The sequence below is a fragment of the Saccharopolyspora elongata genome (assembly GCF_004348985.1).
GTDB classification, from domain to species: Bacteria; Actinomycetota; Actinomycetes; order Mycobacteriales; family Pseudonocardiaceae; genus Saccharopolyspora; species Saccharopolyspora elongata.
In genome coordinates this window covers 1-18,682 of record NZ_SMKW01000123.1, presented here as the reverse complement: position 1 = coordinate 18,682, position 18,682 = coordinate 1, and the positions used below count along the sequence as shown (strand labels likewise).

Here is an 18,682-nt window from a genome sequence, read left to right as displayed (position 1 = left end):
GGCGGGGACTGGGCGCGGCGCGGGCGGCAACGTGGGGAGCCGGTGCGGCAGCGGTGACGTGGCGTGCGCGGGCGGTGTGGGTGTGGTGGCGTGGCAGGGGCCACGCGTGCGGGTGTCGGCGGCAGGCAGAAAGGGGCCCCCGGTCAAGTGACCGGGGGCCGTGGGACGGGGTGCTATGCGGCGCGTTCCGCAGTCTCCGCGTCGCATTCCTTGAAAATCTCGTGGCAGGTGCGGCACAGCACGTGTTCTTGCTCCTGGTGGCGGCGGGGCCGGGCGTTGCGTTCGCCGCACTGCTGGCACTTCGGGGTGGTGTCTCGGGCGGTGGCCGTGGCCGTGGCCGTGGACTCAGCCTTTACGGTGGGGTTGGTCTTCCGGGCCTTGGCCTTCCGGGTGGTGGGTGCCTTCGGCGCGGGCTGGGCCTTCTTGACGGCTGGGCGCATTTTCGATCCGACGTCCGCAACGGTGTCGCGGACGTCGGCGGTGCCGTTGTCAGCGCCTTTCCCGTCGGTCCCTTCCTGGGCGGCTGCCGGTGCAGCGGGCGCGGTTTCGGCGGATGTTTCCGCGTTGGCCTCTTTCGCGGCGGCCCGGGCGTCAATGTGCTCGGCGGGGACGTTGCGGTTCACCCATGCCGCGATCACTCGTCGCTGGGTGGTGTCGGCGGCGCGCCACAGCTTCTCAATGCGGTCCAGCGCTGCGGCGGGTGCCTGGTGTCCCCAGATGTAGGCGCATGCGTTCTCGATCATTTCGGCCGAGACGCGCTCTGCGGCCGCGCGGGCGGCGCGGCGGGCATTCTCAGCGGCGGCGATGGCCTGGCGCGCGTGCTCGGTCGCGGTCTGGAGCTCGGGCCACGATGCGGGTTCAGGCAACCCGGAGCGCTGGCGCTCGCGGCACTCGCCGCACAGCCCGTCAGGGGTGCGGCGGTCGACGATGCTGCGCTCGCTATTGCACTCCAGGCAGGGCCAGCCGTGGCACGGCATGGCGGCGCGGTCGTAGTCGATATTGCACGTGATCGGCTTGTCTCGCTCGCGGTCGTCGGGGGACTCGACGGTCGGGGTGGCGTAGGTGCCTGGCTTGCGCTGGCGCGACGCGTTGCGGTTCGCGCGGCGAACCCGCACCGCGTTTCCGTGTTCATCGGCGGTGGCGGTGCGCGCCATCGTCGACCGCGTAACCGGGCTGGTGCGGCGGTAGGCGGTGCGCTCGGGCTCCTGCGCGCTGAGCGAGCATCGCTCGTTTGCCCAGGGCATGAAAGCGGTGATGATCTCAAGTGCGACGTCGTCACCGCTGGTGCGGGCGCGCGTCGCGCCCCACTCCAAGCGTGCGAGCGCGGGGATGCGGGTACGTCCGGCGGTCTCGTGCGCGCACCAGTTCATTACGTTTTTCTCGTGCTGGCCAGCGCGAGAAAGAGCGGATTTCCAGTCACGATCCGCGATCGCGCGAGCAACGTTGGAAGCGAAATGAGAAACAGTTTCGGGAGCAGAAATCGTCTGCGACATGAAAACCCCTATCGGCGAATTTTCAAGCGAAACCAGGCTTGGCATTCCCGGCTGTGTTGCAACTCCCATTTTAGTAATAGGCTAGCCAGTCCGCAAGATTAATTTCGGTGGTCGACATCTTTGTCTAAAAATTGCCAGCCTATATTCTAGCGCTCTGACCTGCATATATGCGTCCTGCTGTCCGGCAGTCGGGTTGAAAACCCTTCGCCGTAAGGCAGCGAAAACGGGCCAGTTTGGAAAGCGTTCCCAACTCTTCTTTTTCCGGTTGGGGCAAAGAGAAGCGCAGCCTGGAACTGGGGCGGGTCAAATCGCACGCTTTGGCGAAAAAAATTTTGGATGGGGTAGGGGCCCCGTCCAAAAATTTTTTCGACAGCGATTTGATGCGCCTCAGTGGAGGGCTACACTCCGCTGCCTCAAGCGGGAAAAGAAGAGTTGAAGACAACCTGGCAGACGGCTGACCAGGCCGTGGCCGTCAGGCAGCACGACTAGGGCCGACCACCGCCGGCCGAGAGCAGGCGAAATGGGCACCCAGCCGTGTCAGCCACACGCTGCAAGACCGCCTCGGCTTGGGCAGCACCCCGGTACGGGACGAAGCGAAACGGGAACGGACGCGGTGCACCGATTCCCACCCGGCTGCCGCCGGCACCGCGCTACACTCACCACCGGCGCCCGCGTGTTGAGGTTCTCGGCGAACCTCGAGCGACACGGGTGCTTCGTGTCGGCGCGGTCTTGGCAGGCCACTACGGTGGCAAGCCCTTTGGGGCTTCCGCGCCGACACACCCAGCGTGCCGACTTCGCCACGCCCTCGCCACCTCCACCGCCACGCCACGCCACGACGACGGGTCAACCACGGCGCGCACCTCAGCCTCCGGTCACACTCGTGCGGCTGACGGGATCAACTCCTCACGCATCTCCGAGCGCAAGGCCATCAGGTAGCGACCCAGCCAGTTCTGCCCCGGGCCGATACACCGGTCGGTCCGGCAACCACAGGCACCCCAGAACTGGTCGTGATGCCGGTTGCCCTCGATGAGGACAGCGTCACCGGTGGCGAGCAACCGCGCAGCGAGGACCCGATCAGAGAACTTCGCCCGGAGAACCGCAGTCATGACCAGGTGGCGCCCCCGATCGTTCCAGTCCTGGAGGGAAGACAGGGACAGCTGTTGACCGAGGCGCTTCGCTTCGCGCGGGGTCGGCGCGGCGGCGATCCGTTCCCGGAGTCGTTGGTCGTTCGTCTTGCCGCCGTGGAAGGCGTGCTCCGCAGAGGGATAGCGCAAGCCACCGCGGCAGACGACTGGGTCAGGACTGAAGTTCGACAGGAAGCGGAAGACGCCCTGGAACCCGTCGATCGACGGAGCGGAGGTGGCGTGGATCCGTTTCACCGGGATGCCGGCCCGTGCAGCGAGCCCGGCGGTATGACTGGCTCCGCGCGAACCATCGCGGATGAACGCCATGCAGACGTCAGCGCCGAGCTCGACCATCGCCGCGTTGCGACGGAATCCTGCGCCGCGACCGGAGCTCCAGTCGGCGGGATGGCGTTCGACACGTCCGCCCCACGATCGCCAGCACGCCTCGCACAACGCGTCAGCGCCGCGAGGGCAAGCGCCGGAGACGAGCACGCCGTCGGGGTCCCACTCGGATGCCAGCGCCAGCATGATGCTCATCGGCTCATCCCAGCCGCGTGATCCCGTGATGATGATGCGCTTTCCCATGCCACAGCCTCCTCCTAGTCGTGCGCCCGGTTCAGGGCGTCGATCGGAGGCGGCATCATCAGGTCGAGGCCGGGCCCCGTAGGGGGCGGCGGGGGGTCTGCCGGAATCGCCGGTAGGCGACCGAGCGGAGCTCGGCTCGTTCCGGCAGAGCCTTCGCCGCGAACCCGGCCTCGACCTGATTCACTCGAAGCGGAGTCGACGCCGCCGGGCGGCCGGCACCGCCATTCCCGCTTCTTGTGAGGTAGCCGAAAGCCTGTGGACGGGGGAAGCAGGCGGTGTTGCGCGGCGCCGACGCCGCCCCGGTGACGGGTACCTTCGGGTTGTGGGGGCTGACGTGGCGACATCGTCAGAAGGAAGGGATCTCATGACCGAGCCCACGCGACGTAGGCAGCGTCCCCGCCGTTCCACGGCCGCCAGTCAGCAGCTGGAAAAGATGCGACAGGCCAACGCGGCGCAGCGGGCGGCGTACCTGGCGCGGGAAGAGCGAGTCGAAGAAGCCCTCGTCGAATACGCGCATGGCATGGCGGAGATCCAGGCGGCCGAGTCCCTTCGAGACGACAAGGTCACCCGACTCCAGCGCAAGATCGACGAGCTGAAAGCGAACACCGAGAAGAAGGTCGTTGCGGCGCGGGATCGGCAGGCCGCCGCAGCATGGGTGATTCACTGCGCGGACCGAACTGTCGAACAGGTCGGAGAGACGCTCCACGTGAGTGAACGGGAAGCGCGGCGTTTGATCGCAGCCGGCCGCAAGGCCGCCGACGCCGACGAAGAACGGCAGGAAACGGACTCACTACAGGCGACGTCTGGCTCCCGTCCGGAAGCGGCGACGCAGGACCCTGAGCCGAGTACGCCGAGTTCGCGCTCAGAAGAACAGCATCCGAGCACGACCGAGCCCGGCCATGACGGCACGTACCCGATCGGGACGCCATCCATTCCGGACGAGGGAGACTACGACATGTGAGAGCGTGGTCCGCCAACGTGCGCACGGTTGGCGCAGGCCAAGCGATGCCATTGCTGCAGCGATAGCCGATTCAGAGTGTGCGGAACTGTGGCCGGAACTACTTTCACAGGCCAGGGAAATTCGGTGCGGCCATGATCCGGGCGTTTCCGGGGCCGACGGAATGCGCCGACCCCGGAAATACGGCCTGGTGGTGCTGTCAGAGAGGATGCGGCTATCGCTGGGGCGGGAGTGCGGTCCGGCCCTGGCCCGGCACTTTGACGTAGTCGTACATGCGACCGAGCTGCTCCCGGGCTGCAACGTGAGCGTGGAACGCGATCTCAGCCGCAGCAGCATCGGGATACTCGATGACGGTCAGCTCGCTGTAACCCTGCACGATCAGTGCCCAGGCGTGAGTGCCTGCCTCGTGAGCCCATGGCGCGTCGCGTATGCAGACAACGGCGCAACGAACGTCGACGTCGGGACAGGTTGAGTCAACACGGGCCAGGATGCGGACGTCGTCGTACTCGTCGAACGCATCGGTCAGCAGCTCAACAAAGTCCGCTTCGTCGTCCGGCCACCAGTCTCCTCGCGGAGCTCGCGAGAACTCGTCAGCACTGGTGTAGCGGAGCGTGCCCCCGGACCCGGGCAACACGCGGGCGTCATCGGAGCTGGGCCGCTCCAGCAGATCGACGGCGATGAAGGGACTTGCGATCTCACCGTTGATCCACGTTTTCGTGATTCGGTGCCGGCCTTTGGAGAAGACCAGAGTGATCAGCTCGCCGGTCCGGCGATTGCGCCATGTCTCGTGGTCACCGGCGATTTCGGCAGCAGTCTCCTTCTGCAGGTGCAGCGCCGGTTCGAGGCCTGCGATCCAGTCGCCGCTGATCTCGACGTGACCCCACCGAACGGCACCTTCGTAGTGGCCACGTGTGGCAGCGATGTAGGCCTGCGCAGGGTCGAGCACGGTTACCTCCGGTTGCTGAAGTTTCATGGATCAGGCACGTCCCGCCCCGCCGTTGCGGGGCGGGACGTGGGCTCACTTCTTCGTCGATCGCGTCGCGCCACCGCGACTCCGTAGCTGCACGCCGTACTCGCTCAGCACACGGTGCACGAACCCGTAGGACCTCCCGGTCGCTTCGGCCAGAGCACGAATACTGGCACCCTTCAGATACTTCTTTTGCAGCTCGCCGGCGAGCGCGTCACGCGCTGTGCCCGTGATACGTGCGCCCTTCTTCAGCTCGGACATGCCTGATTCCCTTCAGATTCGGTCGATACTTCCGATTGACTGCTCGCATGACGAAGGCAACGTGTGAGACCCGATGAAGCGAGCAGCGCCCGGCCGAGGAGCCAGGCCCGACGATCGGCAAGGAGGCTGGTGAACCGCATGCGCGGCGGGCAGCCGTAGTGTGGGACGATGCTGGCGGTGAGGGCCTCCCCGGTACAAGCGGGGAGGGCCTCACCGTTTGTGTTGTGCGGCTTCAGCTTTGGGCAGCTAAAGCTTTGGTGTGCTTGTGCTCAGCGGGGCCGGCGCTCGTGCGCGGCACTCCGCTCGTAGGAGGGCAGCGCCATGTTGTTGGCGTCCTGGGTGTCCCGGTCGGGCTGCCGGTCGACCTGCGCCTGCCGCCGCGCCGTTCGCTGCGCCTGCTCGGCCTCCAGGCTGTCTTCGGGCATTGTGCTTCTCCTCAACTGTTGTTCTCCTGCACGCCGCGAGACGACGGCGTGCCTTCCGCCTTCTGGAAGAGGCAGGAAGCGTGATTTCCCCGCTAAATTGGAGTGTTCGGTAGCGCTAGGCCCTGGCTAGGCATCGGCTCCCACAGCGATGCCTAGCCAGGGTGAGCGGGCAGCGGGCACCGGAGCAGGTGGTGCGCGCCCAGCTCGGCCAGAAAGTTCAGTTCAGCCGCCTCGCTGCGGCGTGGGATGGCTCGCGGCACTGTGCGCTGAACGGCATTGGCAGAAACGCGATCAGACTCGGGGAGTGGGCTTCGGGGACGACGGTGTGCGACCGTCGTCCCCGAAGCTGGGCCGTGGGGGTCAGAACGGAACCGGGGCCATGGCGCCTTCGCCCGGTGAGGGACTCCGCCACGTTTTCCGCGGCCTGACGCCAGATGCTGCAGCGCAGGAACAGGGCGGCGCCATCCTTCCACTCGCCGGTCTGCCGGTCGAAGGTCCGGGGCATGGACGCGACGGTGAAGTTCGCGACCACCGCCCCGGAGGACGCGAAGCGCAGCTCCGGGGCCCCGGTCAATGATCAACCGTAGAAGACGGTTATTGACTTGCCGTCCGGACTCGTGGCGCTCACTGCGCGGCACAACGGACCAAACGAATCACCGTCGGCGGTGTACCATTCGCCGACTTTATATCCGGCGGCAACCAACGCGGGAGTGATGACATCACGCTCACTCTGCCTCCAATTGCTGTAATCAATGGAGATATCCGGAAGGATGTCGTAGATGTTCACTTTTATTCCTTTCATTGCGGATGATGCGAGAGTGCGAATGGCCGACATGTCCGTCGTGACGCTGGATCACAGGGTGGCCAGCGCGCAGACCGGCCTCCCTTTCTTCTCCAGCCGGGCGCGGCCGTCGCCGGAGGCGTCCTTCGGGGACGACGGTGTGCGACCGTCGTCCCCGAAGCTGGGCCGTCGGGATCAGAACGGAACCGGGGCCATGGCGCCTTCGCCGTTGAGACCGGCGTTGTCGGATGCCGGGCCGGACCACGGATCGTCGCTGGGGCTGGCCGTGCCGCGCTTGGCCTTGTTGATGCTGGCGGTCGCGAAGCGCAGGGACGGCCCGATCTCGTCTACCTCGAGCTCGACGACGGTGCGCTTGTCGCCTTCCTTCGTCTCGAAGGAACGCTGCCGCAGCCTGCCCTGCACGATCACGCGAGTCCCCTTGGTGAGGGATTCCGCCACGTTTTCCGCGGCCTGACGCCAGATGCTGCAGCGTAGGAACAGGGCGGCGCCGTCCTTCCACTCGCCGGTCTGCCGGTCGAAGGTCAGGGGCGTGGACGCGACGGTGAAGTTCGCGACCGCCGCCCCGGAGGACGTGAAGCGCAGCTCCGGGTCCCCGGTCAAGTTGCCCACGACGGTGATGACGGTTTCGCCGGCCATGATGACCTCCTACTGAGTTGGATGATCCGTTCACCGACCGCCCTCTGCTCGCCGGTTCCTGACCGGAGTGCCCGAGGGGCTGTCGATCTGCGCGGTGCTGATCAGTTCGTGCCTGCTGGTGCAGGGGTGCGCGCAGCGCATCGCGAAGCGACGCCGCAGGCGCCCTTGCGTCGGCTGGCTCGGACTGATGGTCTTTAGGCAGATCGACAGCCCCGGGACTCCTCGCCACCCGCCCGCTCCTACCTCGCTGGCCGAGTAGGAGCAGACGGGCTTCCCTGTCTGAAGACGGAAAGCTGCTGTCCCATCGGCAGTCTGCGTGGGCGGCAACGGGTATGCCCTTCCCGCGCAACTACCGGGCTAGCATGGGCTTATCCGCGGACAATGTCCGCAAGCTCGTCTGGCGAGATTCCTGCGAAGATGGCAAACGCGAGCAGTCTTCCCAGAACGTGGTCTGGGTCGCTCTGAATGACGCGTTCCAATGCGATCACAGCGAGTGTTTCGTTACCGAGCATGTAGGCGGAGTACGCGAGCAGTGCGGCGACATCGGCGACCTCCGGGGCAGGGGCTTTTCGCACGAGAGAAAGCCAGAGCCTCTCAGCGGACCGGGCGGTGCCACCTAGCGCGGTGCCAAGGGAGACGTCACGTACTTTCTTGTCGGATACTGCGAACAACACGCGCACGAGATCGTCGTCGGTCAACTCCTCCCCATTGTCGATGGAGTTGATGGCGTCGAACACGACCTGCAAGTCGCGGGTGAGCAAATCGTGATCGTCGTAGTTCGCAGCTTCTTGATGCAGGAGATCGAGTTTGGCCACCCAACTGGCCACCGCCTCGTCCGATTCGGGTGCGACGAGTTCCCGCATCTCGTCCTTGCTTCTGAAGGTCACAGATCCGTGAACGGCTAGCGCTGCGGCCAACGGGGACGACATGGGGTCTGCGACGGTGCCGGAGTGGTTCTGATCGTGATAGCACTTCCATGGTGCTTCCGCCCGGATCTCTGGCGTCCATAGCGCCTGCTCGACGACGATCCCGCACTGCTGCAGCGATTCACAGAGGGCTGCAGCCAGAGCGGCATGCGGAAGCGCTCCAAGGTCTTCAGTGGACACCTGGTTGACTCCCGGATATCCATGGTGGCTTTCGCAGGAGTGGATCTCAGGCTTGTCTGTGACGATAACGGCGAAGACGGCCTCTGTTTCTTCCGGAACGAGAGGTCCTGCTAGCAGTAGCTCGGCAAACTCTCGGGAATGGGCCGAACACGGCAGATCGAAGCGCCATGTGGAGCCGATGTACAGCGTAGACTCCACTGTACGCAACGCCAGCAATACCAGTGACTCAGTCGGATAGAACCCCAGTAGATGCGGAACTGCGGCCAGCATGTCGGACGGGGAGGATAGGCGAAACATGTCGGAGTCGAATTCTTCCATCGGTTCTCCTGAGTCGTGACAATGGTCGGGCGTGGACGTAACGCTGGAGTGAGACAAAGGCGCAACAGCATCTGCCCTGCTTCGGAGGGCTGATACGACGAAGACAACCCGAGTGATAGCTGGCCAGTACAGAGGTGCCCAACTCAGGTAGACGCTTGACGCGAACCGCGCTGCGTGACGGCGTCTCGGGAGGTCCGCCGATCTTGGGCAAGCCGGGCGAGCCTCCTCACCGATCAGAGCGGCTGTGGGACTGGCGGGAGACTCTTGTCGGAGAATCCGGCGAAGCTCGCGCGGGGAAACGAGGCCGTTCCGCGCGGATTGAGATCCAGTGTTGGCGGCTTGATGCGATCCCAACCGGCGCTTTCGCGGCGTAGTAGGTGCCCGAGGGCCTGTCGATCTGCGTGGGTGCCGATCAGTTCGTGCACGCTTCGGGGCGGCCCCGTCCTCGCCGCAGCTACGGGCCACTCCGTCGGTTGGGCAGAAGTGGGCAACTGCGGGGTGCCTGAGTCGGAACCCCGGTTGGTCGCCCGAATGTTACGGCGGCCAACCGAGGTTGCAATGCAGGACTGTTAGAGCACGAATGGGTTTGTGCTTCCGATCAGCTCTTGGACTTCTCGAAGTGCTTCTTGAGTGGTGGCGCACATCATCGCAGTCAGGTGAGTAGGCGAGACGCCAGTGTGCAGGGCCTTCGTGAGCAGGATCCCCAAGTGGTGGTCAGGTTGGGTCTGGCGCAGTCGCTCGAGGGTGATCCCGGCAAGCGCGCCGTCGCCGCGTGCATAGGCTGAGACCGCGAGCAGGACGGCAACCTCGCCGAACTCAGGAACAGGGGCTTTACGAATGAGCGCTAGCCAGAGCTTCTCTGCGGCCCTTGCCCTATTCCCCAGGGCGGTGCCGAGGGCGATGTCGCGCACGAGGTTGTCGGACAGCGCGAACAAAACGCGAACTAGCTCGTCTTCCGTCAGCGTCATCCCGTTGGAGATGCTGTCGATGGCCTCGGACACGGCCCGCAGGTCGGAACGGAGTTCGTCCTGGCTGTAGCGGTCCTCGATCCCATTGTGCAGCGCGTCGAGTTTCGCGGACCAGTCGGCGATCGCGTCATCAGATTCGGGGGCGACGAGGGTACGGATCTCGTCTTTGCTGAGGAAGGTCACAGACCCTTGGAGGGCCAGCGATGCGGCCAGTGGCGATGCTGCCGGGTCTGGGATAGAGCCGGAGCAGTCGTGGTCGCGATAGCACCTCCACGGGGCGGCTGACCGGATCCCGGGCGTCCACAGTGCGTGCCCAACGTGGATGTCGGCGTGCTGGAGTGTTTCGATGAGTATGTTGACCAACTCAGCGTGCGGAAGGTTCGCCGGATCGCGGGTGGTCGAGTGCTCCAGGCTGAGTTGATGAGCGCCGTGGTTGTGCCCTTCGTCCGAGACGACGATGGCGACGACCGCATTGGGACGCTGCGGCTTGAGTGAACCCTGTATCAGCTGGGCGGCAAACTCGCGGATTTCAGTTGGGTGAGGCAGATCGGTGCGGAGGGCAACGCCGAATCGCGGAGTGGTTTCCAGGTCATGCAGCGTCAGCAGCACGCGCGAATCGGCTGGGTAGAACCCCAGCATGTGCGGAACTGCTGCCAGAATCTCAGCGGGAGTGGAAATGGATACCTGTGGCTTGAACTCGTCCATCATTCCTCCGATCAGATGGAACCGGAATGCGTGGCGGTCGGCGCAGTGAAGACATCGCCGGCGAAGCTGGGAGAGGTCGCGACAACACCTGTGCCGTTCGGCTCGGTCTAGGGCTTGGTCCGTCGGTCATTACCGCATTAGGTGGCTGGCCGGGACTGGCTAGCGAAGGCCGGCGGACACCGCTCGATGGGCCCTTTGCAAGGTGCTTCGGGGTAGCGGTGCCCGGCGCAGCTGCAAGTGAGGTCCGCCGAGCTTGAGTAGCCCGGCGGACCTCCTCTCGGATCAGAACGGCAGCTCGTCCGAGGAGGGACTCTCGGCGAAGAATCCGACGAAGCTCCCGCCGGTCATCGGGACCGTTCTGTGCGGCATGAGCTCCAGGGTCGGCGACTCGATGCGATCCCAGCCGGAGCTTCCACGGGCGTAGAAACGGTCGTCGATCGCGATCACGTCGCCGACCGACAGAGCGCGGTTGCCCGCCTGGAAGTACTCAATCGCACGGAGATCAACGGCGTCATACTCCGTGCTGAATTGGGTGAGGACTCGATCCGCCACCGTGCGATCGGTCTCCGCCCGCGACGTCGGTTCATCGAAGGTGTACACCTCGACGAGCCGGTGTCCGGGGCGGTACGTCGTGACGACGTCAATGTCGATGTTGTGGAAGATGCGGACCGTGGAGGGGCGAGGGCGAAGAAGGGGGCCGGTGGTCGGCGCCTGCGCCTCTGGAGAGTTCTCCTCCTCGTCGAAGCGCAGCATCACGGCTTCGAGCATGAACACAACGGCAGCGAACAAGGCGTTCGTACCGGATGCGCTGTCGGCTGCATCGTTGAGCAGTTGCAGCGCCACCTTGCGGTGTTCGGCTGAAGTTCGGGTCGGCATGCCGCTGAGGTGCGTGTGTGTGAATCCCACGAGAACTTCCTTCTGTCGGGGTTGCCCACCGGGCGGTGGGCGCACACACGAGGGCCATGCTGGGGTTGGGGTGTCCAGCGTCGTTGTGCTGGACACCCCAACCCCAGCATGGCAGCATGCGCACGCCCACCGCCGCGGGGCAAGCGCCGGCCTTCGGCGCAGCCTCAGCTGTTCCCGTGAAGTTCAGAGACGAAGCTCTCGATTGCACTGGCCAAAATCAATTCCGATGACAGTCCAGTTTGGACGCAACGGTGTAGGACGTTTCCGATCAGGTCCTGCGTTGCGTGCTTGTTGCATGCTTCGCCGGTGGCCAGCGCGTGAGCTTGGACGGCGACGGCGCCCCAAGCTGCCCGGAGGCTGTTGTCGAAGCGGTTGCCGGCTTCGCTGAAGTCCCAGCGATGGTGTCGTTCGCTGCCGACGACGGCGTAGGGATCGTCTTCGTCGACGCGCACCACTGGTCGATAGTTGGCCGGGTACGTATTCGCCGACCGCACGCCTACGGCTGCGATCGCGCACGCCAAGGCAATAAGCTTCCGCACAGCGGTTCGCTGTAGATGTCGAAGCCCTCGACGAATCACAACAGCATCTCCTTCCCTCCGCATCACGTCTGGTTGTTGCGTCCACGTTCGCCGCCTGGTGTTGTGCAAGGTCCGTGGCGGTCCCGACGGCATCTCGGCGTAGCCCACCCAGCGGTGCCGGGTGGGCCACGGTGGGTCAGATGTTGGCGCAGGCAGCCATCGCTTTGAGGGCCAGGTCGTCGAGTGCGTCGGCCCGGTCGGCGTCTGCGACGGTCTGGCTGAAGCTCGTGACGGCGTGCGCGAGTCCTCCCGCACTCAGCTGTCCACCGGCGGTGAAATGCCGGAGAATGCCTTCACGCTCAGCGTCGCTGAACTTCAGCGACTGCGCGATTGCTCTGATCGTCGTGTCCGGTTCCGTCACCGGGGCCCCGGCCTGCTGCTCGAGTTCATCGACCTGCTTGGCCAGAAACTCCGGAGACAACCATCGAGCGACCGCGTCGCGGGCCTGCGCGGTGATCAGCGACAGGTGCTTGCGTTGGGTATCCAGTGACCAGGACACAGCACCCTGCTCCAGCTTGGACCCCATATGGACTTTGCGGATGGCGAGCGCGGGCAGGGTCAGACCGTTACTGCAAACCTGGATCAGCAGCTCGGGCTTGAGGGTGACGGCACCGTCCCCGGTCTCAGAGTTGGCGACGCGGAAGCCGGCGAAGACAACGGGTTCATCTCCCGCGCCACTACCCGTCCCCTCGAAGCCGGAGCCCTGATGCCAGTGGTCGACCGCGGTCGAAATCCTGCGCCGCTCGGCCTCCAGCGCCGGGTTCGCGAACGGATTGCGGTATCCGTCTAGGAAACGTGGCGCCAGGGCCGAAACTTTCGGCGAGAACACCTTCGCGCGCATCGACGACTCGGTGAGGTCACAGGATCTGATGCTGACGTCCACATCCGCCTGCCGGATTCCGTCAAGGACGGCAAGAAGAACGTCCAAGTGGTCGATGAGACCGTAGCTGTCGGAAAGCAGCGCGCGGAGAACGCCGTCACCGCCATCTTGACCGCGGAACATCCGGAGCAGGAATTTCCGCTCATCAGAAGGGTGAAGGACGGTCGAACGCCCATCGCGCCCGCGACGAGTCTTCCCGTGCAGGAGGCCGTTGACATTGCTGTCGTAGAGATCGGGCCGTTCGATGCGGAGCCGACGGAGGAACTGGGCGGGGATCCGCAGCTTGGCGGCAATGTCACCGTCGGCTGACGCCGTAGGTAGATAGAGACCGTCCACCAGAGTGAACCCGGATTCCTCCAGGAGGGGCTCGACACCGGACAGCTCGATCGCGGCATTGCGCGACCGCAGCGCTGTAGCCGGCGCGACGACATCGATCTTGGCGTCCTGCTGCTCTTCCAGGAGACGCCGCAAGTCCTGGAAGGTGGCGTTGCGTGCGGTGAGCAACGACATGTGAAACCACTCCTTGTGTAGGAAACCCGGGACTAGGTGGGTTTGCGAGCTCGACGAGGCTTCGTGCGTGTGTGAGGGGAGGGGGCATATCCCGGTCGAGCTCGTATCAGCGGGGAGGCCAGGTGTCGGCCTCGGAACTGGGTAGCTGGCGGCGTTCAGGGCTTCTCGTGCGAGCCGTGGGTGTCATCGAGGCTCGGGGTCTGCCCGTTCTGCTCGGAGTCGGCCTGGGAGGTGTTGTCGTCATCGGGCCACAGCGGGTCGCCCATTTCGGCGGCCAATTTGCGGTAGACCGGCGTGCCGGGGTCGTTGCTGTCCTTGGACATTCGTAGTTCTCCATAGTCTGTTCGGCTTCATGACGTGGCAGGGGATCCAGTTGGATCCCCTGCCTGGCACGAGTTCGTGCCTCGTCGCGAGGTCATGCGTGACGCGACGAGTCAGCTGGACCGCTTCTGGGTTCGGTGATTGGGGAGTGCGAGGAGGCCTTGCTCCCGGAGCTCGGCGAGCTGCTCCTGCTGGCGTTGGTGCTCGCGGTCTGCGATTGCTGTGTGTTCCGGACTTGTGACTTGTTTGACCAGCTCCTCGGCTTCGGCACGGGACAGATCCATGTATGTCCCCTGAGGACTCGGCTTCAGGCACGGACAGGCAGGATTGGTCGTCCTGTCTCGGACACGCTGAAGCAGCGGCTGCCCTACCGGGTGGTGGGGCGCACTCCGGCAGGCAGCGACCCCGGTTGGGGTCAAGCCGCGGGACGCGTTTCGCCGCGGCTTGACCCCAACCGGTGTCGCTGTAGAGTGCGCGCGCCCCACCACCCGGGGCAGCGATGCCGCTGGCCTCCCGCTACCTGCTTCCTGAACGGCGGCTTTGCCGGTCATCGGCGGTCGATAGGTGGATTCGGCGGGTGGGGACGTAGCGGCGCGCTCGCCTCTGTACTAGCGAGGTTTCGGTGTTTCTCCGTAGATCTCGGGGTGCAGCGTCATTCCCACGATCAGCAAGCACCCGAGGCACTCACAGCCGACGGTGCCGGCGGAGAGCTCGTTGGGAGCGAGGTCGCGGTGTAGTTGCTGGCCGGCGGAGACGATGTACTCACGCATGCGCGTGACTTCGGCGATGAGCGAGTCGATAGCCGCTGCGGTCTCCGGGGTCTCAGTGCGATGGGAGTCGAGCAGGTGTGCTGCGTATATTGCGGACTGCTTGAGTTCGGCGACCTGCCGAGTGCCTGCGCGCTCGCCGAGCTGATCGATCTGGTGGACCAGTTTGGTGAACGGGACGAGCGTCACTCGCGTCAGGTGCTGTGTGACAACGCCAGCTCGTGCGGCTAGATGATCGAAGGCGCGGCGGTCGGCGGCGGCGTACACGCGATCCGCGTCTTTCCGTTGCTGGACCAGCATCTGCTGATGCCGATCCCGCAAGCGTACGTGGTCCTTGCTCAGCGCCTGATGGTCGCGCTGGAGCTCTTGGAGCGTGAGTAGGGCCGTGGCGAGTTCTTCTGCAGCGACAAGGCCGCTGCCAGCTTCGGCGGTGGTCATGGAGAACTCCTCGGAACTGCTGAGGAGGCCCACCCGGCGGCGGTGCTCCGGGCGAGCCCGAAGGGCTACGTGGGCATGGACCCGGCGTGCGCCTCTGAGTCCCTATTGCTCGAGGTTGGAGGCGGCAGCTTGGGTCAAGCTCATCTCAGCGGTCCTGAGTGAGAAGGAGTAAAACGTTGGGTGTTTCGGTGTCGTCATTGGAGATCACCGTGACGGGGAGGTCAGCAGGCAGGTTGTCGTTGCGGAGACGCACAACTGGGCCGCTCACTCCGGCGTGGACGGACAACGTCAAGCCAACTGCGTCCAGGTAGTACGTCAACGACGACTCGTGAGAGCCGTCGAGGACTTCGTCGAGTACGCGCAGGGTTGCCATGCGCAGGTTCAGCTGCGTCGGTTCGGGACCACGGACTGGCATCTCGAGGAGGAGGAAGCCCGAGTGGTCTACGGCGCCGCAGGTGGGTGCCGGCTCAGCCGCGCCGCAGTAGTGGAGGGACACGACGTCGGCGTCGGTCAGGTTTGCGACTGAAGCGGGGAACTCATCGAGCCGGTGCGATCTTCCCGAACTGGCGCGGATTTCCGTTGCCAGGGACTGCAGAGCGCCTTCGTAGGTGGCGTATGGCTCGGCGCTGTACTGGCCATCGCTCCACCGATGCAAGATCCACACGCTGAGCCCCGCGGGATTTGCGGGCTCGCCGAGAGAGGTGGTCATGAGGTGGTCGACTTCGCTGGGGGAAGGAAGCTTGATTCGGTAGAGGTTTTCCAACGAGAGCGACGGTTGCCGTGACCACCCGGGCAGGCGCACTGCGGCGTCAGGAAGGGGCCTGTCGTCGGCTGCGGCGAGAAGTGCATCGGTGATCGATTCCATGGTGTAGGGCCAGTTGCGCTGAGGACTCGACTCTCCACGGCGCCACAACACGGTCCCGTCGGCCGCGTAGATCGCGTGCAGCCATGCTTCGGGGAAGATGGCGCTGTCGGCGACGGTCGGTTGAGCGAGCGTCAGCGCGGCTGCGTTGGGCAGAGCATCGTACACCAGCGCTGCAGCACGGATCATGTGGACCTGGTAGTGCGCGGTTTCAGCGGCGGCCAGCATCGCTCTGGCCTGGTCCAGACGCAGATCCAAGATGTCTGATGATTGAGTCATGGTGCAGCAATTCCTTTCCGCAGCGGCGGGTTTCTGTGATCGGAGGCCATCGGATTTGAGTAGCCGCCAGGCGCAAGGGCATCGGGGGATTGGGCGGATAGAGCCAGCGCTGTTGGCGAGCCTGCGGGCCCCTGAGACCTTGCGTAGGGAGGGATGCAGAAGGACGGAGGCCCCGGATATCACTGCGAACTCGGTGTGTCCCGCGATGTCCTTGCCGCCATCAAGGTGGATGCGCCATGTAGCTCCAGGGCCGCCTCTACGTGGCCGCGGTCCGGACGGTCGGCGCAGTCGAGGTCAGCGGCGGTCCATGCGAGCCGAACGACGGTGTCTGCCCCTCGAAGGGTGAGAGCGCCGACCCAGAACGCGTGATCGATCGGACCGGTGGTAAGCCGGTGGGAGTGCAGCACGTCGCTTGGTACGGCGGCATTGGTGAGCTCGGCGGCAGCGCCGAGGCCGTGCGAAGCAGTGCTACTCCAGCGGGTGGCCGCGCGGGATCTCGCGGCCGCGATTCGTGATCTGGATTGCGCAAGGACTTGGCTGATCTGTTCCGCTTCCGTGGTGTGGGCAGGGATGCTGGCCACAGCCGGCGACGTGGTCAGCCGGAACTGGATGTCGAGCACGTCCAAGAGCGCAAGCGACACCGGCGGCCGCTGGCTGCGGGAAGTGCGGGTGTGGATGGCGAACAGCTGGAGATGCGCGGGGTAGCGCACTGCATCTCCCTGCCGGGTCAACGAGACCTGCCGGTTCAGCAGCACGTAACGCAGCCCCTCGACCAGGGAGGCGCCAAACTCCTCGATGCTGCGAGCCACCAGCAGTCCGTGATGAGCCCGACTCACCACACCAGGAGTGAGGCCGCCGACCAACGTCGTCGGCGAGAAACTGGCGTGCACGAATTCCAGCGGTGGGGTGCCGATCAGGACCGCATCATCCTTGCGCAGTCCGGTCAGCGACCGGATCGCGGCGACATCACGCTGCTGGGCCAGGTCGAGATCCGGCAGCAGCTGGTGCAACCAACTGGCGGTGAGCAGACTTCCCTCACCATCAACGGCGTCGAACAGCACGTGATGCCCGCCTGCAGCAGCGACTTCGACCATGAGTAGCACCGGGTCCGCCAGAAGCCTCGCCGGCGGCCTCAGGTCTTCGGCGACGGCGACGTAGTTGACACCCGGTCGCCGGAGGACGTCATCATCGCCGCGCAGCCAGTCAGCAACCTCGGCCAGAGAGTGCGCGCCGAGCACGTCAACACCGTCGACGAGGGCAGCCTCTGCCAGGGCAGAGGCTGGTGCGATCACCTGCCGAATGCCGTGGTCACGGGCAGCTTCGATGGCTGGCAGGAGTCCGCGGGTCGGGCGGAGGGAACCGTCCAGCCCGACCTCACCGATCACCGCAGTGGAAGCCAACCGCCGCGGGTCGATGCCGTTGGTGACAGCGAGGACTGCGACGGCGACCGCTGCGGCCGGCGGCAGGAGAGACCCGGGCGGGTCGAGGCGGACTTCAACCCGGTGGGACAGGTTCGGCTGGCCGGAGTTGGCCAAGCCCGCGCGCACCCGGTCGCGCACCGGACGGTCGTCGCGATCACCTCCACCGGCCAACGTGACCGCAGGTGGCCCGTCGGTGACGGCGGCAGTGAGGGTGATCAGGTGGCTGGTCAAGCCAGTCAGGACAACCGTGCGGACGCGGATGCAAGGGCCCGGGTCGGGGGACGGCTCCACATCATCCGAGGCAGCGGATTTGGTCATGGCGATAGGCCTTTCGTCTTCGCGGACAGGAGGAACGGAAGAGCGGTTGCTGGGGGCAGCAGGGGCGGTGACCGGGCAGGGGCAGCGCGCGCGAACGCGGGAAATCAGGCCGCGGGCGGGGCATGAAAGGGCGGCGGGGTCCGGCTCGTGTATCTCTGGCCGGGTACATCGCCGCGGACCCGGCCGCGGCCTGATCGGCTTCACGCAGGTCGAGCGCTCTGGTCGGGGACATACGCCGCCGGCGGCGCCGTGGCGGGATCAACGGTGCTGCTGGACCAGACGCTTACAGCTCGATGGCGAGCTAGTGTTCTGTAATTCTGGTTCCTTTACTTTGGCTTGATTGATCTTCGTGTTGACTGGGTCCGTGGAGTTGTCGACGGGCGAGGAAGCCGAGCTGCGGGCCCTGACGAACAGTCGGGATGTGCCGGCACAAGTGGCGACGCGGGCGCGGATTGTGTTGTGGTGCGCGGAAGGCAAGCGCAAGAAGGAGGTCGCGGTGTTGGCTGGGGTGTCGCGGCCGACGGTGGATCTGTGGCTGCAGCGGTATGCCGCTGACGGGATCGCGGGCCTGCTGGATCAGTCGCATGCCGCGCCTCGCGAGCAGGTTCCAGTCAGGCTTCGCGGGCGAATTCTGGCGCTGACACTGGCAAGCCCGCCGGATGAGACGGGGCTGTCTCATTGGTCGAGCCGGGAGATGGCCGCCTATATCAAGCGCACCGAGGGCGTGGCCGTGTCTCACAACTATGTGGCGAAACTGTGGCGTGACAACGGGTTGCGACCGCGCCGGCAGGGCACGTTCAAGGTCAGCAAGGATCCCGAGTTCGCCGACAAGGTCGCCGACATTGTCGCGCTTTACCTGGAGCCACCTGGTGGTGCGGTGGTGCTCTGCGTCGACGAGAAGACCCAGGTTCAAGCCCTCGATCGCACGAGCCTGTCAAGTGGTTTGTGTAAATGACTTCGGTTCGGTCAGTTGAGGTAGGGGTCGAGTCGGTCGGGGAAGTGCAGTGCGAGGGCGCCGAGGGCTTGTTTCCATCCGTGGACGGTGGCGCCTTCG

General features: G+C 65.3%; 18 protein-coding genes and 1 pseudogene. 2 read left to right on the top strand and 17 right to left on the bottom strand.

The window, feature by feature from the left end:
- Window positions 1-173: 173 nt before the first annotated feature.
- Both E1288_RS43165 and E1288_RS47640 read right to left on the bottom strand, forming a co-directional pair.
- Window positions 174-1,493 (bottom strand): hypothetical protein, encoded by a 1,320-nt coding sequence (locus E1288_RS43165; RefSeq protein ID WP_132494692.1) that lies wholly within the window; start codon window positions 1,491-1,493, stop codon window positions 174-176.
- Between the two features lie 872 nt (window positions 1,494-2,365).
- A complete protein-coding gene (locus E1288_RS47640; protein ID WP_165968582.1) occupies window positions 2,366-3,202 on the bottom strand; it encodes an NADAR domain-containing protein in 837 nt (278 codons plus the stop codon).
- 364 nt (window positions 3,203-3,566) lie between these two features.
- Between E1288_RS47640 and E1288_RS43155 the strand changes: the two genes are divergently transcribed.
- Window positions 3,567-4,163, top strand: coding sequence for a hypothetical protein (locus tag E1288_RS43155; protein WP_132494690.1), 597 nt, complete (start codon window positions 3,567-3,569; stop codon window positions 4,161-4,163).
- Between the two features lie 211 nt (window positions 4,164-4,374).
- Here the strand turns inward: E1288_RS43155 and E1288_RS43150 are convergent, their stop codons facing one another.
- From E1288_RS43150 to E1288_RS43095, 15 genes and pseudogenes are all read right to left on the bottom strand, one after another.
- On the bottom strand, window positions 4,375-5,106 hold the full coding sequence (locus E1288_RS43150) for a hypothetical protein (RefSeq protein WP_132494688.1): 732 nt from the start codon (window positions 5,104-5,106) through the stop codon (window positions 4,375-4,377).
- Window positions 5,107-5,178: 72 nt separating this feature from the next.
- A complete protein-coding gene (locus tag E1288_RS43145; RefSeq protein WP_132494686.1) occupies window positions 5,179-5,388 on the bottom strand; it encodes a helix-turn-helix domain-containing protein in 210 nt (69 codons plus the stop codon).
- Between the two features lie 269 nt (window positions 5,389-5,657).
- Window positions 5,658-5,813, bottom strand: a complete 156-nt coding sequence (locus tag E1288_RS47635; protein ID WP_165968581.1) for a hypothetical protein — start codon at window positions 5,811-5,813, stop codon at window positions 5,658-5,660.
- Between the two features lie 394 nt (window positions 5,814-6,207).
- Window positions 6,208-6,387: pseudogene (locus E1288_RS49470) on the bottom strand (single-stranded DNA-binding protein); the annotation flags it as partial.
- 3 nt (window positions 6,388-6,390) lie between these two features.
- Window positions 6,391-6,600 (bottom strand): hypothetical protein, encoded by a 210-nt coding sequence (locus E1288_RS49465; RefSeq protein WP_165968579.1) that lies wholly within the window; start codon window positions 6,598-6,600, stop codon window positions 6,391-6,393.
- A 189-nt stretch (window positions 6,601-6,789) separates the two neighbouring features.
- Window positions 6,790-7,251 (bottom strand): single-stranded DNA-binding protein, encoded by a 462-nt coding sequence (locus E1288_RS43135; RefSeq protein WP_132494684.1) that lies wholly within the window; start codon window positions 7,249-7,251, stop codon window positions 6,790-6,792.
- Between the two features lie 368 nt (window positions 7,252-7,619).
- Window positions 7,620-8,675: a DUF4192 domain-containing protein gene (locus E1288_RS43130; RefSeq protein ID WP_132494682.1), complete on the bottom strand. Its 1,056-nt coding sequence runs from the start codon at window positions 8,673-8,675 to the stop codon at window positions 7,620-7,622.
- Between the two features lie 569 nt (window positions 8,676-9,244).
- Window positions 9,245-10,348 carry a DUF4192 domain-containing protein gene (locus tag E1288_RS43125; protein ID WP_165968578.1) on the bottom strand — a complete coding sequence of 368 codons (1,104 nt, stop codon included), beginning with the start codon at window positions 10,346-10,348 and terminating at the stop codon, window positions 9,245-9,247.
- Window positions 10,349-10,630: 282 nt separating this feature from the next.
- Complete coding sequence (locus E1288_RS43120) at window positions 10,631-11,191, bottom strand: hypothetical protein (protein WP_132494678.1); 561 nt, start codon at window positions 11,189-11,191, stop codon at window positions 10,631-10,633.
- A 227-nt stretch (window positions 11,192-11,418) separates the two neighbouring features.
- Window positions 11,419-11,709 carry a hypothetical protein gene (locus E1288_RS43115; RefSeq protein ID WP_132494676.1) on the bottom strand — a complete coding sequence of 97 codons (291 nt, stop codon included), beginning with the start codon at window positions 11,707-11,709 and terminating at the stop codon, window positions 11,419-11,421.
- Between the two features lie 259 nt (window positions 11,710-11,968).
- Window positions 11,969-13,222, bottom strand: coding sequence for a hypothetical protein (locus tag E1288_RS43110; protein WP_132494674.1), 1,254 nt, complete (start codon window positions 13,220-13,222; stop codon window positions 11,969-11,971).
- A gap of 155 nt (window positions 13,223-13,377) precedes the next feature.
- Window positions 13,378-13,545 (bottom strand): hypothetical protein, encoded by a 168-nt coding sequence (locus E1288_RS47625; RefSeq protein ID WP_165968577.1) that lies wholly within the window; start codon window positions 13,543-13,545, stop codon window positions 13,378-13,380.
- Between the two features lie 606 nt (window positions 13,546-14,151).
- Entirely contained in the window at window positions 14,152-14,748 is a 597-nt protein-coding gene (locus E1288_RS43105; RefSeq protein ID WP_132494672.1) for a hypothetical protein, read from the bottom strand.
- A gap of 145 nt (window positions 14,749-14,893) precedes the next feature.
- On the bottom strand, window positions 14,894-15,868 hold the full coding sequence (locus E1288_RS43100) for a hypothetical protein (protein WP_132494670.1): 975 nt from the start codon (window positions 15,866-15,868) through the stop codon (window positions 14,894-14,896).
- 200 nt (window positions 15,869-16,068) lie between these two features.
- Window positions 16,069-17,541, bottom strand: coding sequence for an ATP-binding protein (locus tag E1288_RS43095; protein ID WP_165968576.1), 1,473 nt, complete (start codon window positions 17,539-17,541; stop codon window positions 16,069-16,071).
- 436 nt (window positions 17,542-17,977) lie between these two features.
- Here E1288_RS43095 and E1288_RS43090 point away from each other — a divergent pair, with 436 nt between their 5' ends.
- Window positions 17,978-18,583, top strand: a complete 606-nt coding sequence (locus E1288_RS43090) for an IS630 family transposase (RefSeq protein ID WP_235884219.1) — start codon at window positions 17,978-17,980, stop codon at window positions 18,581-18,583.
- The last annotated feature ends 99 nt before the right edge of the window (window positions 18,584-18,682 follow it).

What these genes read in the sequence shown, in the direction of transcription:
- E1288_RS43165 (WP_132494692.1), bottom strand. Translation starts at nt 1,493, where the DNA reads ATGTCGCAGACGATTTCTGCTCCCGAAACTGTTTCTCATTTCGCTTCC.
- E1288_RS47640 (WP_165968582.1), bottom strand. Translation starts at nt 3,202, where the DNA reads ATGGGAAAGCGCATCATCATCACGGGATCACGCGGCTGGGATGAGCCG.
- E1288_RS43155 (WP_132494690.1), top strand. Translation starts at nt 3,567, where the DNA reads ATGACCGAGCCCACGCGACGTAGGCAGCGTCCCCGCCGTTCCACGGCC.
- E1288_RS43145 (WP_132494686.1), bottom strand. Translation starts at nt 5,388, where the DNA reads ATGTCCGAGCTGAAGAAGGGCGCACGTATCACGGGCACAGCGCGTGAC.
- E1288_RS47635 (WP_165968581.1), bottom strand. Translation starts at nt 5,813, where the DNA reads ATGCCCGAAGACAGCCTGGAGGCCGAGCAGGCGCAGCGAACGGCGCGG.
- E1288_RS43135 (WP_132494684.1), bottom strand. Translation starts at nt 7,251, where the DNA reads ATGGCCGGCGAAACCGTCATCACCGTCGTGGGCAACTTGACCGGGGAC.
- E1288_RS43130 (WP_132494682.1), bottom strand. Translation starts at nt 8,675, where the DNA reads ATGGAAGAATTCGACTCCGACATGTTTCGCCTATCCTCCCCGTCCGAC.
- E1288_RS43125 (WP_165968578.1), bottom strand. Translation starts at nt 10,348, where the DNA reads ATGGACGAGTTCAAGCCACAGGTATCCATTTCCACTCCCGCTGAGATT.
- E1288_RS43110 (WP_132494674.1), bottom strand. Translation starts at nt 13,222, where the DNA reads ATGTCGTTGCTCACCGCACGCAACGCCACCTTCCAGGACTTGCGGCGT.
- E1288_RS47625 (WP_165968577.1), bottom strand. Translation starts at nt 13,545, where the DNA reads ATGTCCAAGGACAGCAACGACCCCGGCACGCCGGTCTACCGCAAATTG.
- E1288_RS43105 (WP_132494672.1), bottom strand. Translation starts at nt 14,748, where the DNA reads ATGACCACCGCCGAAGCTGGCAGCGGCCTTGTCGCTGCAGAAGAACTC.